Here is a 16,715-nt window from a genome sequence, read left to right as displayed (position 1 = left end):
GATGTTCTTTAGCATGATCATCATGATGATGGTGATGTTCTTTAGCATGATCATCATGATGATGGTGATGTTCTTTAGCATGATCATCGTGATGATGGTGATGTTTTTCAGCATGATCATCGTGATGATGAGAGTGACCCATAAAATAATGGGCATCTTCAAACCCTTCGCTAATCAAGGCAATGAGTGCAGCGGTAATTTGTGACAATCCAGGCATCCGATCAGCGGTAAATGCGATGCTGACCAGATGGCCCAGGAATAACAGAACACGTAGTGGAGTAATCGTCAGTTTGATAACGATTCGAACGGGATTTAATATTTGTCCCCAATTTTCTGTGGCACGAAGGTGAGCCCAACCATTGGTAAGGGATTTTATAAAACCATGTTCTCCAAAATGATGCCAACCCTCTTTAACTGATTGAGTGATGCCATGTGTACGCAGATAGTTCCAGCCCTTTTTCAGCGATGTAATTACTTTGGTTAGTACTTTGGCAAGTAAATCTATGGTGTTCGCGGTATTTTGTATGGTGAAAAAGAAGGTCGCAAACCCAGTCACAATGGGGTTAATCACGCCCATCACATAGTTTGGCATTTTGGCCATCCAATAAAATAAAGGGCGTGTATTTTTAGTAATAGTCCACCAGGTTCCTGCGGTACAAATAGTAAGTCCTAGTGCCAGTGTAACAAGTGCTAACGACATGGTACCAAGCAATAAATTGCGCAAAGACAACTCTTGAGTAAATGAGCGATACCACTTTTTAAGAGTATCGTGGTTAACCATATCAGTGAGAGTATTGTAAATCAAGAGTCCGTAAGCAGCGCCAGCAATGACTGCCATGGGAGTAATTATCAATGGCCAGAAGGTAAACGGAATTGCTGCCATGAAAGGCAGTACACTAAATGCTTCCATAATGAGATAAGTTGTGCCAAGTCCCATAAACAGCGCAGATAAACTACTAAATGCGGAGGCTAAATAAAAAACACGACGGCGTCTTGTTAGTGTTGCTCTCCATTTATCTTGGGCAAATTCTTCTTGGGCTAGCCATTTTCGCAGTTTCTTGGCATATTTCGTAGATTCTTCATCATTGTGATCTTCAAGTAATTGCCGTGCAAACCACTTTTCCATATCTTTGAGTTTTGTTTCTGCTTGTTTTCTACGTTCTTCACTGGCGTCATCTAGCTTGCGATGTCCGAATTTTGCAAGTAGTTTTAATTGTCTTTCATAATCTTCGAAAAATTGGTGACGTTCTTGGTCATTAGTGTTTCTTGGAAAGTGTTTTAATAAAAAATCCCGGGCTAAAAGATTTTTCAAGTAATTAAATTTCAAATTCTTATCTAAAGAACCTTTAATATTTTGTAAATAAATTTCACCTTCATAGGCTACAGATAATACAAATACAGCAATTGCTAACGGCCATAATGGCGCTATAGCATACATTCCGCCAAAACTTAAAAAGCCAAGAATCAAGCTGGCTCCGATGGTGAGGAATGCTAAAGAAGCGTAATAAGGGATTTTTTTTGGTTTGAAGGCAGTTTTTTTTGTATTCATTGTATTATACGTGCTCATCGAAACAACGGTGGTAGCACTTTATCGTAAATGAAAATGATTATCAATAGCGAAAAGTATAAAAACAATCCATGTGTTGATTTTTTTATTCGTAACGATATAGATTAAACAGTTGAATTTAGGTAAAGTGAAATGGCATCACCTCTATATCAACTAGGAGTCTATATGCGTTTAAATCAATGGAAGGCCTGTATCGCAGCAAGTTCAATATTAGTGAGTACCTCAATTTATGCTGTAACCCCTATACGTGAGCAATTTCAAGTGCCACAATGTCTTGCTCAAAAAATAACTATGGCGCATGAAGTTCTTGCCGAAAATAACCAATTTAAAATTATTGATATTTCCAGTGCGGATGTTGACTCGTTAAGTCACTTGGCAGACAAAATTCAGTGTGGACGTTATGTGAATGTTAGTCATCATATTACAGGGTCTTTGATCACTGAAAAACGACATTTCGCACAAAATATTTTGCAAATGCAAATAAAGCCATTAAGTGTTGTAGTTAGTGATAATGTAACATACGAAATTAAACACCAAAATGAGGTTAATGCGGCATTAAAAAATATTGTTGCTGATAATATTTGGCAAGCCTTATCGCACTTAACCGCATATGAGAATCGCTCTGCAACTAAAAATACGGGTGTGGAGGCTGCAAATTGGTTAAAAACCAGTTTCGAAGCTCTGGCAACTGAATATGGACGTACCGATACAGCTACCTATTTTGTGGCAACCGGTCATTACAAGCAGCCTTCATTGGTTACTGTAATCGGCAAAAATATTAATGCTCCAGGCATTGTCATTGGAGCACATATGGATACCTTAGATGGCCATATGCCTGGTGCTGGTGATGATGGCAGTGGTTCGGCAACAGTTATGGAAATGGCACGTGTTTTATTATCCTCTAATATACAATTTAAGCGTCCCATTTATGTTATTTGGTACGCCGCTGAAGAACGTGGTTTAGTTGGTTCACAATATGTAGTTGATTATTTCCAAAAACATTTTATTCCTGTTAAGGCAGCGATTCAGTTTGATATGACTGGTTATCGCATCGATCCTAACGACTCAACCATGTGGGTATTCACTGATTATGTGGATCGACGCTTAAGTAATTATGTGGCGAAGTTAATTGATACTTATGTGAAGGTTCCTGTGGGTTATTCACGTTGTGGTTATGGCTGTAGCGATCATGCTTCCTGGCATAATGTAGGAGTTCCAGCTGCGTTTCCATGTGAGTCAAATTTTGAAGATCATAACCCATATATTCATAGTCCTGCAGATACTATGTCTTTACTGAGTTTGGAACATATGACCAATTTTTCTAAATTAGCAGTTGCTTTTGCCATAGAGCTTGCATCTGAATGAGTTTTTGATTGCAATGCAGGAAGACCCAATCGGCGCTTCAAAGCTATGCGCCGAATGTAAAATCTAACCTAGCCTTTTCTAAGACCAATATTTATGGCAGCAGGCTCTGTACCCCTTTGGCGAAGTTGAGTATGGTGTTGAAAAAATTTATCTACATAATAATCAGTGATAAGTGCTGAGAAAGGGGGAAAAGGTGAGCTCTTATTAGGTTTTAATTTGATTCCAGAAGTCTGATTTACTATAGCCAGTGCATTATAAGATGGAGGAATTTTGGAAGATAAGAGCGCTAGACTTAAAGACGAGGTTGCATTTATTTTTTGCTGTGCGATATCTATTTTTATTTTAACAATTATCTCATGAGTTATTTTATAAGCGTTTTCTAAAAACTTAATTTTAAGTGATGCTATTTTTAGGCATTGATCCATTTCTTTCTTAAGTCTGGATATCAATTCGGGGTTGATGTTGAAATTATTTATAGGATATTGATCCGGATACAGATGACGAAAAATTTTTGTTAATAAATTATACCAATTTGTACTCATGAAAAAGCGAAATACCTTTCTATTATCAGGAAATTGTTGAGCACATTCTTGTAGATGAGTTGCGCTAAATTCGAATAATTTAATTAGGGATTTTTTTTGTTCACTTATTTCTTCTTTGAATGAATGAAAATTAGAGCCTACTGATTCAAGTAATTTATCAATTTTTTGTTCTATTTCCTTTGCTTTTGTCAAAGTGGATATGACATCTTTTTGATTACTGAGCAATAGTTTTTCTTCTGCAGTTTGCAAATATTTATTATCAAGTGTTCCAGCATAAAGGGAATAAATACTTAAACATACTCGATATATTGTCAAAGCATAAGCAAATTGACGCATGTATTTTTGAGCATTAGGTGTATAATTTTTTTTGAAGTAAAATTATAACGATCGTCTTGTGATCTAAAAGGCAAATCGCACTCTGAAACAATGTGATCTAACGCTTGAGCGTAGTAGGGGTGATTAGACTTTGCGTGTATTTTCTGCTCTTTTTTGTGGATCTCGTCAAGGTTCAAGCATCTTTCTATTGCAGGCCGTACGTTTTCGAAATAAAAAGCAGGTTCATCTGATTGTATAGGCTCATGTAGGGTATTGATCAATGTTGGGTTCAAAAAATAGTTAAATAATAAATCTCTGATTTGAGTGATGGCTTGTTTATAATATTCACGTTGGTTAATAAGAGGAGTTAATACGTCATTTATCGCATCCCAATCGTTTTCTAACTTACTTTGCATGCATTGCTCCACGAGTACATTCGTTCAATAATTAAATTTTAAGTATTTAAATCGACCTTTATTTAGAGAGTAGTATATTAGCAGTTAAAGCTTAATAAGAGCTACAACTTGATAATTGTGTTTTCATTAAATTTAACTAATAGGCACGTGCCGGAGTAATAGGTAGCTGAATAGGTAAGAGTTAATCGATAAATCAGGCATCTTACGAACAGCGGTTTGTTAAGCGGTTTGTTATAAGATACTAATCTTCATAATGCTCCTCTTTCTTAGTCTGTTCCAGGGGAGGACAATGATATTGTGCAGTTATTTTATTATCACTATCCACGGATTGTAAGATCACCGGAAATTGCCATAGAGAATAAAGATGTTTTAATGTTGCAGGTGTTGTTTCACCTAATGGGGCGCGATTTTGCTGGGTATGTCTTAAAGTCATGGTGCGATCACCTTGTAAATCAACACAATACACTTGGATGTCAGGCTCAAAGTAGCCCAGATTATTTTGGCGAGACAAGGCTTCCCTGATTTTTCGGTATCCAGATTCATTATGAATAGCATTAACATACAGTTCAGGACTGCGATCATCATCGATAACATGGAATAATTTTAAATCACGAATCAATTTAGGTGATAAATATTGAGCAATAAAGCTTTCGTCTTTATAATTACGCATGGCTGTGTCTAAGCTGGTTAGCCAATCAGTATTGGCCAGATAAGGGAACCAGAATTTATCTTCTTCAGTGGGGGTTTCACAAATACGCTTAATGTCTTGCATCATATGATAGCCCAATGTGTATGGGTTAATGCCATTGAAATAAGGGCTATTGTAAGACGGTTGCATAATGACATTCGTATGATTTTGCAGGATTTCCAGCATGAACTCATCAGTGACTAAGCCTTCATCATAAAGCGCATGAAGAATGGTATAATGCCAAAAGCATGCCCAGCCTTCATTCATTACTTTGGTTTGGCTCTGAGGGTAGAAATATTGTGCCATCTTTCTTACTATACGTATTATCTCTCTTTGCCAAGGTTCTAATAAAGGTGCATTTTTCTCAAGAAAATATAAAATGTTTTCTTGTGGATCTTCAGGAAAACGCTTTTTCTTCCCTTTTTCAGTGGCTTGTTTATGGTGGGGAATCGTACGCCATAGCTCATTAACCTGCGATTGCATATAGATTTCACGATTTTGTTGGCGAATTTTCTCTTCCTGGATGGATAAAGGAGCAGGATGCTTGTAGCGATCAACGCCATAATTCATCAGGGCATGACAGGCATCAAGAATAGATTCTACTTCATCAATACCGTAATGCAGTTCACAATCACTAATGTATTTCTTCGCAAAGACGAGGTAATCAATGATGGCATCAGCTGAGGTCCACATTTTAAATAGGTAATTATTTTTGAAAAAGGAATTATGCCCGTAGCATGCATGAGCAATCACCAGAGCTTGCATCGCGATGGTATTTTCTTCCATCAAATAAGAGATACAAGGATTTGAATTAATTACTAATTCGTAAGCTAAACCCATTTGCCCGCGTTTGTAGCTTTTCTCAACGCTGACAAAATGTTTTCCAAAAGACCAATGATTATAGCCTATTGGCATACCTACAGAGGCATAGGCATCCATCATTTGTTCAGCAGAAATAATTTCAATTTGGTTTGGATAAGTATCCAGTTTAAAATCTTTTGCAATACGTGCAATTTCCCGATCATATTCTTGGATTAACTTAAAGGTCCATTCAGCGCCAACAGATATGGGCTTTTTCTTTTTCATGCCGTTTTCCTTTTGAATAATTCGTGAAACACAGGATAAATATCAGCAACTGTGTCAATATTTTCCATCGCAAAGTTAGGATATTGCTCTTTGACAAGTTGATACACTTCCCATAAACTTTGATGATGGCGCGGCATGATTTCGATGTAGGCAAAATATTGCAGCAAAGGCATGATTTTATCTTGCAGTAATTCTTGGCAATAAGGTGAATCTGCGTTCCAATTATCACCATCTGAAGCTTGGGCTACGTAAATATTCCAAGCCTCAGGAGGGTAACGTGCTTCAATAATGGTATAGAGCAATTCTAGAGCGCTTGATACTACCGTACCTCCTGTTTCGCGGGAGTAAAAAAATTCTTCTTCGCTTACCTCTTTCGCTGAAGTATGATGGCGAATAAAGACTAATTCAATTTTTTCGTAATTTTTGGTTAGAAACATATAAAGTAATATAAAAAAGCGCTTGGCGATGTCTTTTTTTGATTCATCCATTGAGCCAGACACGTCCATAACGCAGAGCATTACCGCTTGTGTTGATGGTGAGGGCACGCGAATTCGATAGTTGTACCGTAGATCAATAGTGTCAACAAAGGGGACTATGTCTATTTTTCTTTTCAAGTGTTCAATTGTTTTTTTCAATTCTTTAATGGCATCTGTATCGGGAATGGGCTCTTCCAGTAAGCGTTCTAATTCTGCTTCCGCTATTTTTAATTGGCGTTTATAAGGAGAGGTGAGAGCAACTCGGCGGCCTGTAGCTTGTTTCATTGAGCGTAATACATTAATGTTATTTGGAATGCCACTGGTAGTTACGCCTGCTCGTATCGTTTTAAATGTACTGATACGTGCTAATTCTTTTTTGATTAAATCGGGTAATTCCAGATCTTCAAAATATAAATCTAAAAATTCATCTCGTGATAATTCAAAGACGAAATCATCTTCACCTTCACCACTATTACTGGCTTCCCCATCACCACTACCATTCCCTGAACTATCACTGGGGCGTTTGATGCGATCACCCGCGATGAAATTATCATTACCAGGTAACACTCGTTCTACATGGCCACCTCCGCCATGATGAAAAGTAGGCTCAGAAATGTCTTTTGCAGGAATAGTGACTTGTTCGCCTTGATCAATTTCGGTAATGCTGCGCTTGCCTACGGCATCGGAGACGGCTCGTTTAATTTGATTTTTATAACGACGAAGAAAACGTTGGCGATTTACTGTACTTTTCTTCCCCGCGTTTTGTCGTCTATCAATCAGTTGCGACATGATTTTAGCTCCGCAATGTTGATTCTTAGCGGCAGAGAATTGTGAGCCGCTTCTTACTGCCATTAAGTTAAGAATTTGTCTTTCCTGTGAAGGCGGTAAACCATTTTTGGTGTTGTACCTATAAATGGGCCCATCTTCGTGAGAGCAGCAATAAAGCTCTTAACTTAATGACCGTGGAAGAATCATTGAGTAGTTTTTTTTCTATTCTTATTGTGATTTACGTACTCGTAAATACCATTCACAAAGCAGACGAACTTGTTTACGTGTATAACCCTTATCTATCATGCGAGAAATAAATTCTTCATGTTTTTTCTTATCATCTTCAGATGCTTTCGCATTGAAAGAAATTACAGGAAGCAAATCCTCCGTATTGGTGAACATTTTCTTTTCAATTACTGATCTTAATTTTTCATAGCTATTCCATACAGGGTTTTTCCCACGATTATTTGCACGGGCGCGTAATACGAAGTTCACTACTTCATTACGAAAGTCTTTAGGATTAGAAATACCCGCTGGTTTTTCAATTTTTTCCAATTCAAGATTGAGTAAGCCACGGTCAAAAATTTCTCCAGTATCTGGGTCGCGATAATCTTGGTCTTGAATCCAAAAATCAGCATAAGTAATGTAGCGATCAAAGATGTTTTGTCCATATTCAGAATAAGATTCAAGGTATGCGGTTTGAATTTCTTTACCAATAAATTCCACATACTTCATTGCCAGATATTCTTTTATAAAGCCAAGATAAGTTTCTTGCATCTCTTGTGGAAATTGTTCTTGTTCAATTTGACGTTCCAAAACATACATTAAATGCACTGGGTTTGCCGCCACTTCAGTGTGATCAAAGTTAAATACTTTAGACAGGATCTTAAATGCAAAACGTGTGGATACTCCGCTCATGCCCTCATCAACACCAGCAAAATCGCGATACTCTTGATAAGATTTGGCTTTAGGATCGGTGTCTTTTAGACTTTCGCCATTATAGACACGCATTTTTGAATAAATGCTGGAATTTTGTGGTTCTTTCAAGCGAGTCAGCACCGAAAATTGTGCCAACATGTCTAAGGTTCCAGGGGAGCAAGGTGCGTTGGTTAATGAGCTATTATCAATAAGTTTTTGATAAATTTTGAGTTCTTCAGAAACACGTAAGCAATAAGGAACTTTCACAATATTAATGCGGTCAATAAACGCCTCATTGTTTTTATTGTTGCGGAAACTTTGCCACTCAGATTCATTAGAATGTGCCAAGATAATTCCCTCAAAAGGAATGGAAGACAGGCCTTCAGTGGCATTATAGTTTCCTTCTTGAGTTGCAGTGAGTAATGGGTGTAGGACCTTAATCGGTGCTTTAAACATTTCAACAAATTCCAGTAAACCGCGGTTGGCACGGCATAGGCCACCAGAGAAACTGTAAGCATCGGGATCGTCTTGAGAAAATTCTTCAAGTTTACGAATGTCGACTTTTCCTACTAATGAAGAAATATCCTGGTTGTTTTCATCACCCGGTTCCGTTTTTGCAACGGCAATTTGTTTCAAACGCGAAGGTCTTACTTTAATAACGCGAAATTGACTAATATCACCGTTAAACTCGTGTAATCTTTTTACTGCCCAGGGAGACATCAAATAGCGTAGGTACCGTGAAGGGATACCAAAACGTTCTTTAAGTAATTCAGCATCTTCAATGGGGTTAAATAAAGACAAGGGAGATTCAAATACTGGAGAGCCTTTAATGGCATAAAAGGGCATTTCTTCCATTAAATCTTTTAATTTTTCAGCAATAGAGGATTTACCGCCTCCCACTGGCCCTAAAAGATAGAGAACTTGTTTGGTTTCTTCCAAACCTTGAGCGGCATGTTTTAAAAAGCCGACAATTTGTTCAATAGGCTCTTCCATACCGTAGAAGTCTTTAAATACAGTGTAACGTGGGATGATTTTATTAGAAAAAATACGTGATAAGATGGGATCATGACGTGTATCCACCATTTCTGGCTCACCAATCGCCATCAATAAACGCTCAGCAGGGTTGGCATACACTGAAGGATCGTTTTTACACAACTCCAGGTACTCATCCAAGCCCATTTCCTCTTCTTTATTATCAACAAAGCGTTTGGTATAGCCGGCTAAAAAGTCTTGAGTGTTCATGAGCCATCCCCTTTTACGTATCCCTTTATTGGAACATTTTTACATTAGATTTATTAAATTCGTATCTTAGTATGCTGAGATACTCTCTTTATAATCAGTATAGGCATAAAATTCGTAGTTAACTCAATAAACTTAAATGTTTTTTTAATTGAGATATGAGCATGGAGTCTATGGAGAGCATAGAGCAGATTTCATATTAAAGAGTAATATTTCAGTTTCTAAGGTCTGTTGACATTTCGTTTTCGTTCGAAAAATGTTCAAAAATGTCATATTCTTGCGCTTTCTCATTCAAAAATCCTAAGCCTGCGGAAGTCACGCCGCTGGTTTTTTCATTCCGGGCCACAAAAATCTGACATTTTTGAACATTTTTCGAACGAAAACGAAATGTCAACAGACGCTAATAATTTATTTGAAAATTATTTTGGATATGGCTATGAATTTACAGCAAAGTTGCATAAATTCTCTGCTTTTTTAGAGCGTGATTATTGATTTATCATACAATAAAAATGACAATAAATTCCATCCAGGTGTGAAGGAAAAAAGATGACAACTTCAGAAACGACTATTTATTTAAAAGACTACCAAGCCCCATTATTTACTATTGACAGCATTTATTTAGATTTTGACTTGCATGATGATTATGCTTTAGTTCGTAGTGAGCTTAAGCTGACACGTCAACATGAAGGACTTTTGCAATTACATGGGGAGGAATTGGAACTAGTCAGTGTACAACTCAATGGTAAAGAATTAAATGCTTCTGAATATCAAGTATCGCCTGAGGCATTAATCATTGAGCATTTTCCTGATCAGGCGACTTTAAATATTATCACGCGTATTTACCCACAAAAAAATACTCAATTATCGGGTCTTTATCGTTCCAATCATTTATTTTGTACCCAATGTGAGGCGCAAGGGTTTCGCCGTATTACTTATTTCCTGGATAGGCCTGATGTATTGACGGCCTATACTACACGTATTAGTGCTGATAAAAAGGATTATCCTATTTTATTATCCAACGGGAATTTAATTGATTCTGGTGAGAATGCTGAAGGCCGCCATTGGGTGGTGTGGCAAGATCCGTTTAAAAAACCTTCTTATCTATTTGCATTGGTTGCTGGTAACTTAGCGTGTGTTAAAGATCAATTTGTTACCTACACTGATAGAAAGGTCGATTTACGCATTTATGTTGAGCCTGGAAACGAAGATCAATGCGCCCATGCCATGCAATCGTTGAAAAAATCCATGCAGTGGGATGAAGAAGTTTATGGGCGTGAATACGACTTAGATACCTTTATGATTGTTGCTGTTAGTGATTTTAATATGGGAGCTATGGAAAATAAAGGGTTAAATATTTTTAACTCCAAGTACATTCTCGCACGACCAGACACCGCCACCGATCAGGATTTTGCTGATGTTGAAAGTGTTGTTGCCCATGAGTACTTCCATAATTGGACTGGAAATCGTGTGACCTGCCGTGATTGGTTCCAGTTAAGCTTAAAAGAAGGTTTAACCGTATTTCGTGATCAAGAGTTTTCACGGGATATGAATTCACGCGATGTGAATCGCATTATGGATGTGAAGATGTTACGCAGTAGCCAATTCCCTGAGGATGCTGGCGCTATGGCTCATCCTGTACGTCCAGACTCTTATCAAGAAATCAACAATTTTTATACGGCAACCGTATACAATAAAGGTGCTGAAGTAATTCGTATGCAACATACCTTATTAGGTAAAGAACGTTATCGCAAAGGGATGGATTTATATTTTCAACGTCATGATGGGCAAGCAGTAACTATCGATGATTTCGTTGCGGCTATGGAAGATGCTAATGGGATGGATCTTACTCAATTTAAACGTTGGTATAGCCAGGCAGGTACACCAGAAGTTGAAGTATCCAGTAGCTATAATGAGGGGAATTTAACGCTTACGATGAAACAAAGTTGTCCATCAACACCCGAATGCAAGGATAAAAAGCCCTTCCATATTCCTATTCGCATCGCATTATTTGATGCCAACGGGCAAATGATGCCAATCGCTGATGATATCTTACAGCTTAAAGAACGTGAGCAATGTTTTAATTTTAGTGATTTAAGTGAGAGGCCTGTTATTTCCCTGTTACGGGAATTTTCTGCACCAATTAAATTAAAACAAGCACTTATAGAAGACGAGTTAATTTTCTTATTACGTCATGAGATTGATGGCTATGCAAAATGGGATGCCGGGCAACGTCTAGTGCTTAATTGTTTTAAAGATTTATTAAGTAAGCCCAAAGCGCAATGGCAGATTCCAGAAGGCTTAATTGCTGCTTTTAAACATGTGCTCATTGAAGAGTCTTTAGATGCTAATTTACGCGCTGAATTATTGACTCCTCCTTGCTTTGAAGAAGTTGCAGCAATTTTGGATTTTGTGGATGTAAGTGCTGTTGAAGCCGTACGTGATTATTTTCGTAGCCAATTAGGCTTGAATTTATATAAGCAAGCCTCTTCTTTGTATCAACAACTTTGGCGTGTTGAAGATCATCAAATGAATGGCCCTGCGTATGGCCGTAGAAAATTACGTAATGTCTGCTTATGGCTCATGATGAAAGCTAAAGAAACCGAAGCCATAGGTTTGTGCCAACATCAATTTGCTGAAGCAAAAACCATGACAGACCAAATTGCCAGTTTTGCGTTACTGATAAATTGTGAAGATCAAAAGCTTCGCGAGCAGGCAATTGCTGATTTTTACCGCCAATGGTCTAAAAATGAGTTAGTCGTTGATAAATGGTTTGCGCTACAAGCATCTAGCGAATTGCCAGATGCTTTAGCAAATGTAAAAAAATTACTTAAGCATCCTGATTTCAGTATTAAAAACCCCAATAAGGCTCGTTCTCTGATTGGTGCTTTTTGTATGGCAAATCCACGTAATTTTCATGCAAAAGATGGTAGTGGCTATGTATTTTTGGCTGAAATGTTAATGATTGTAGATCAAATTAACCCACAAATTGCAGCACGTATGGCAAGTCCATTTACGCGTTGGCAACGTTATGATAAGCCACGACAGGTACTTATGCGCCAGCAATTAGAAACCCTGTCACAACAAAAATTATCTCGTGATTTGGTAGAAGTTATTTCCAAAAGTTTGGTAGTGAAAGATAAATAAAACTGGGATTGTAGAGTTTATGGCATTAAAAGATATTGCTGTGCCTTCAGAAAACTACAATAAGAGCTCTAATGAATCATAAAGGAACATTAAGAAAATAGGAATTGCTTATTGAGCCAGAGCAGGTTAAATTGTTAAATAAGATAAAAAACGGTTATAGAATATGAGCTCTTACATTTGTTTTATAAGGATTGGCTTGGAGCCTTAGAGCGAGTTAAGCTATTCAAGAGTAAATGATTTTAACTCTTTAACAATTTGTCCTTGTTGATTGACAATTCCTATACCAATTTCTACAGCGCTAACTCTAATTTGTGTCTGATGGTTTTTCGCAAATTTTGCAATAAGTTGCTGTAACTCTTGATGCAAACGTGCAATGTCATCTTTTTGTAAATGACTTATTGAAAACATTGAAAAATGAGGATTAAAATAATTTAATACTGCAGGGCTACCATATTGATTAAAAATGATTCTACGTTCAATATTACGTGCAGCCCAAGCGGGAACCAATGCTTTTTTATCGCGCAGTGGCGCTAATGTCATTAAAGTTTTATTACTTAAACCTTGAATTTGTGAATCATTAGTCACTGATAACTTCACATAACCACCTTTGGGCACAAACCGTGAAGTTAATAAAGAAACTGGTTTTTGTTGTTTGGCGAGAACAGCTATTTCCCTGATGATTTTCGGAATCTGAGCTTGCGAATAATGAGCCATGAACAAAGTCACATGCAACGGATGATTATCGATATAGGGTGTAATTTGATAAGTCATAAAAATTTTTTCTTTCTCTAAAAACTGGTTAAATTCTTTGATAAGCTCGTTGACTTCATTATTAGGTTTTAATTTAAGATACACATTAATCGCTTGGTTATTAGCAGCAATTGCAGTACTGGCGATAAGAGAACAAATTAGGAGGAGAAGGTAATGCTTCAGCGTTTTGGAGTGGTTGGTAATCCCATAGAGCATAGTTTATCTCCTGTAATTCATCAATGCTTTGGCAAACAAACCAATATTTCTCTTGGTTATAACAAAATTAAAGCAGATAATATTAAATTTGAACAGATCGTTGTTGATTTTTTTGCTCAAGGTGGTAAGGGATTAAATATCACTTTGCCTTTTAAGCAACGCGCTTTTGCTCTAGCAAAACAAAGAACTCAACGCTGTAATTTGGCAGGTGCAACCAATACTTTATGGATACAAGATCAACAAATACATGCGGATAATACAGATGGTATAGGCTTAATTCGCGATTTGGAACACTATATTTTTTTGCCAGGAAAACGGGTTTTAATTATTGGGACCGGAGGTGCAGCGCGTGGTATTATTCATCCTTTATTGGAGAATGGACTATCAAAATTGGTCGTTGTTAACCGTACCGCTGCAAAAGCAGACGAGTTTCGTCAGATCTTTCCACAAGTGCAATGTATCGGGATTGATGAATTAAATGAACCCTTTGATTTGGTGATTAATGCTACTTCAGCAAGTTTAGTAGGTGATTTCATTACTTTACCGCAGGTCTGTTTGTCACAAAAACCTTTTTGCTATGATTTGTCCTACAAACAACATGTTGATACCGCGTTTGTTCACTACGCTAAAGAACAGCGATGTGACGCGATTGATGGTTTGGGAATGTTGGTGGAGCAGGCGGCAGAAGCATTTTTTATTTGGCATGAAGTGATGCCACAAACGCAAGAAGTGCTCAAGTATTTACGAAATGTAGGCTAATCAAAAAAATCGCTTACAGTTTTTGCATTATTAATCGTGTCTTGAAAGCCTAACTCAAGTAGTTCGCGCGTGAATTCACGCTCAAATAACAAAAAGCTTAAGAGATCACCAGACTGGTTTTTAGCACCTAAAATATTCAGCAAATAACGAAGCAAAATCGGTAAGGTTTTAAAATGTTGTTGCGCGACTGAAGAGAGATCTTGACTGGGACGTAAATGCAAAGTGTGGATCGGTCTCCAGGGAGAATGGCGTTTTTTCCACATAGAAAGTAACATCGCAATTTCATTCATGCGATTTACCATTTCAATATCACGATCAAGATTGTCTAAAAAGAGGCCATTAAGCATGCTACCTAAGATATGGGCAAAAGGAATTTCCCCATCATTTCGTAATTCTTCATGGTCAACAAAGGTGGGGATTGCACGCGTACCTAAAATCATAATCTTATCGACTTCAAAACGTATTGCTCCGCGTAGCGGAGCAACTAGACCAATACTGCCATCACCATAGTGAAAACCATCAAAAGGAACAGTTGGAAAGAATAAGGGTAAGGCACTGGACGCTAAAACATGTCCTGCGTCTATTTGGGCTTTTTGACTGCAGTGACGAGGGTAATTCCAATCAACAAAGTCAGGATTTTTATGCTCATAAAAGGAAATTGTTTGATGAGTTTCATAACAATTAGTAATAATTTCTATGGCTTCGAGATGTTCTTCACTGATGTTTGTGCTAATTTTATTGAAATCAATTGTATCAGAGATTAATTCTTTTAATGGTGTTGTATCCAGTAAATGACCTGCTTGGCGTTGCTTGATAACCAGCGTACTTACATTACGCATCACTGATTTACTGAGTTCATAATTACTGGCTTTATAAATCTGTTGGCAATGAATTTCACTCCACATCATCTCCAATTTATCAAGTGCTGAGGGAAAATCATCTGCGTTTTCAGCGATTATTGCTGCATTAATACTGCCAACGCTCACACCACTGACAACGTCAAAGGGAAGTGTTTTTACTTGTAAAATGTGGCCAATCGCTTTTAAGACGCCTGCTTGATATGCGCCACGTGCTCCGCCACCTGCTAGATAAAGGGCTTTTTTAGCCGTCATATGTATTTTTTTATGTTATTCACTCGCTATATAGAGAACTATAGTTGAATTTTCATCTAATTAGCAAGCAACAAACATCACATTTTCTTAATGCTTTCTTGCTACGTCATAAATGAAACGTTCCATAATATCCCACCATATTTGCGATGGTAATGGTATTGGCATAATTGCTGCATGTGCTGTCCTTAGTCATATTCCAGTTAAATATTCCTGCCAAACCAATGTATGGAGGGTAATCAGGAGCACAGTTTGTTTCTTGAGTATCAATTCCATTGGCAATTTGCTTTTTAGGATAGCTAATAGCAACAAGTGCATCAAAGAAATCATCGCCCCATTCGCCGTTACCAAAATAACTTTGAATGTTAATTAAATCAAAGCTCTTGGCATTTAATACATCCACTTGAGTTGCTTCGATTCCACCTGGTTCATCATTATTTCCAGCAGGAGTAATGGTCAGATAATAAGGTTTGCCATCTTGCAGTGATGCATAATTTAATGCATTTCTTAAGTTGGCAATCACACCATCGAAATTGGCTTGCGAAATGGAACCGCTGGAATCACCAATGCTTTCATCATCAATATCAATACCATCCAGGTGATTATTGCGAATAAATTGAATTACGCTGGGTATAAAGATATTGGCATGATTCACATAATCATTATTAATATAGGTCCAATCATTTTTTCCCCATCCCAGTGAAATTAAAATTTTTATATGCGGATTCCCATTACGTGCTGATTGCACTAATAAAGCTAAACGCCCAGGTTCATCGGGTTGGCCTTGCTCGTAGGTAAAAATTGCACCATTTTGCTGCGCATAAGTATGAGCAAAAGCTATAAAAAGAGCACTAACCCGGTTAAAAGGAGGAATAGGAGCTTGATTTGGTGGTAACCATTGACCGGCACCAGAATTATAAATTGGGTAATAGGTTCCGGCATAAGGAAGAGGGAATTGGCTACTTGGAAGCGTTTTTGTTGCTGTTACTTTAATACGATTACTTAATATGGGCACAGAGCATGCCGCGCCGTTATAGGCGCAAATACGCGGCATTAAGGTGAATTCAGTGCTTTGGCTTACTCCTTGTAAAGAAACTATAAAAGAACAAGTAGCTCGTGCAGCTAAAGCAGTACAGGTATTGTTGTTTAAAGTGATTTTCAGAGTTTTTTTTGTTGCTCCATAATTAGGATCAATTGTAAGGCCACTCAGGTTTTTTGATGTACTATTTTTAGCGGTATAAGTAACATAAGTAGTGCCGGTTGGAGAAATAACAATTGGGTTTGAGCTGCTTGGCGTAATTTCGATTATAGAAGCCGCTTGCGCTGCGTTCAGAGACAACAGGCTCCATAAACAGGA

The 16,715-nt window shown here is 37.6% G+C and carries 12 protein-coding genes; 3 read left to right on the top strand and 9 right to left on the bottom strand.

Going from position 1 to position 16,715, the window contains the following annotated elements:
* Window positions 1-1,549, bottom strand: a 1,549-nt coding sequence (locus QM652_RS04825; protein ID WP_415073398.1) for a hypothetical protein, incomplete at its 3' end; no start/stop codon positions are given.
* A gap of 183 nt (window positions 1,550-1,732) precedes the next feature.
* Between QM652_RS04825 and lapA the strand changes: the two genes are divergently transcribed.
* Window positions 1,733-2,932, top strand: coding sequence for an aminopeptidase LapA (lapA, locus tag QM652_RS04820; protein WP_415073396.1), 1,200 nt, complete (start codon window positions 1,733-1,735; stop codon window positions 2,930-2,932).
* A gap of 68 nt (window positions 2,933-3,000) precedes the next feature.
* Here lapA and QM652_RS04815 read toward each other — a convergent pair whose 3' ends face one another.
* From QM652_RS04815 to QM652_RS04795, 5 genes are all read right to left on the bottom strand, one after another.
* On the bottom strand, window positions 3,001-3,810 hold the full coding sequence (locus QM652_RS04815) for a hypothetical protein (protein ID WP_415073394.1): 810 nt from the start codon (window positions 3,808-3,810) through the stop codon (window positions 3,001-3,003).
* The gene (locus QM652_RS04810) at window positions 3,786-4,205 is read right to left on the bottom strand and encodes a hypothetical protein (protein WP_415073392.1); all 420 of its coding nucleotides are present in this window, start codon (window positions 4,203-4,205) and stop codon (window positions 3,786-3,788) included. Before QM652_RS04810 ends, QM652_RS04815 begins: the two co-directional genes overlap by 25 nt.
* Window positions 4,206-4,446: 241 nt before the next feature.
* Window positions 4,447-5,979, bottom strand: coding sequence for a SpoVR family protein (locus QM652_RS04805; RefSeq protein WP_415073390.1), 1,533 nt, complete (start codon window positions 5,977-5,979; stop codon window positions 4,447-4,449).
* The gene (locus QM652_RS04800) at window positions 5,976-7,244 is read right to left on the bottom strand and encodes a YeaH/YhbH family protein (RefSeq protein ID WP_415073388.1); all 1,269 of its coding nucleotides are present in this window, start codon (window positions 7,242-7,244) and stop codon (window positions 5,976-5,978) included. Before QM652_RS04800 ends, QM652_RS04805 begins: the two co-directional genes overlap by 4 nt.
* Window positions 7,245-7,451: 207 nt before the next feature.
* The gene (locus QM652_RS04795; protein WP_415073386.1) at window positions 7,452-9,383 is read right to left on the bottom strand and encodes a PrkA family serine protein kinase; all 1,932 of its coding nucleotides are present in this window, start codon (window positions 9,381-9,383) and stop codon (window positions 7,452-7,454) included.
* A gap of 543 nt (window positions 9,384-9,926) precedes the next feature.
* Here QM652_RS04795 and pepN point away from each other — a divergent pair.
* Window positions 9,927-12,524 carry an aminopeptidase N gene (gene pepN / locus QM652_RS04790; protein WP_415073384.1) on the top strand — a complete coding sequence of 866 codons (2,598 nt, stop codon included), beginning with the start codon at window positions 9,927-9,929 and terminating at the stop codon, window positions 12,522-12,524.
* A 219-nt stretch (window positions 12,525-12,743) separates the two neighbouring features.
* Here the strand turns inward: pepN and QM652_RS04785 are convergent, their stop codons facing one another.
* The gene (locus QM652_RS04785) at window positions 12,744-13,490 is read right to left on the bottom strand and encodes a hypothetical protein (RefSeq protein ID WP_415073382.1); all 747 of its coding nucleotides are present in this window, start codon (window positions 13,488-13,490) and stop codon (window positions 12,744-12,746) included.
* Here QM652_RS04785 and aroE point away from each other — a divergent pair.
* The gene (gene aroE / locus QM652_RS04780; protein WP_415073380.1) at window positions 13,449-14,249 is read left to right on the top strand and encodes a shikimate dehydrogenase; all 801 of its coding nucleotides are present in this window, start codon (window positions 13,449-13,451) and stop codon (window positions 14,247-14,249) included. The genes QM652_RS04785 and aroE overlap by 42 nt on opposite strands.
* Here aroE and QM652_RS04775 read toward each other — a convergent pair.
* Window positions 14,246-15,361, bottom strand: coding sequence for a patatin-like phospholipase family protein (locus QM652_RS04775; RefSeq protein WP_415073378.1), 1,116 nt, complete (start codon window positions 15,359-15,361; stop codon window positions 14,246-14,248). The two genes, aroE and QM652_RS04775, sit on opposite strands and share 4 nt — an antisense overlap.
* A 106-nt stretch (window positions 15,362-15,467) precedes the next feature.
* Window positions 15,468-16,697, bottom strand: coding sequence for a glycoside hydrolase family 18 protein (locus tag QM652_RS04770; protein WP_415073376.1), 1,230 nt, complete (start codon window positions 16,695-16,697; stop codon window positions 15,468-15,470).
* Window positions 16,698-16,715: the final 18 nt, after the last annotated feature.

The organism is Legionella sp. (genome assembly GCF_047605385.1).
Taxonomy (GTDB): domain Bacteria; phylum Pseudomonadota; class Gammaproteobacteria; order Legionellales; family Legionellaceae; genus Legionella.
The sequence above is the reverse complement of the archived record's forward strand: the minus strand, read 5'-3'. Positions and strand labels throughout refer to the sequence as shown.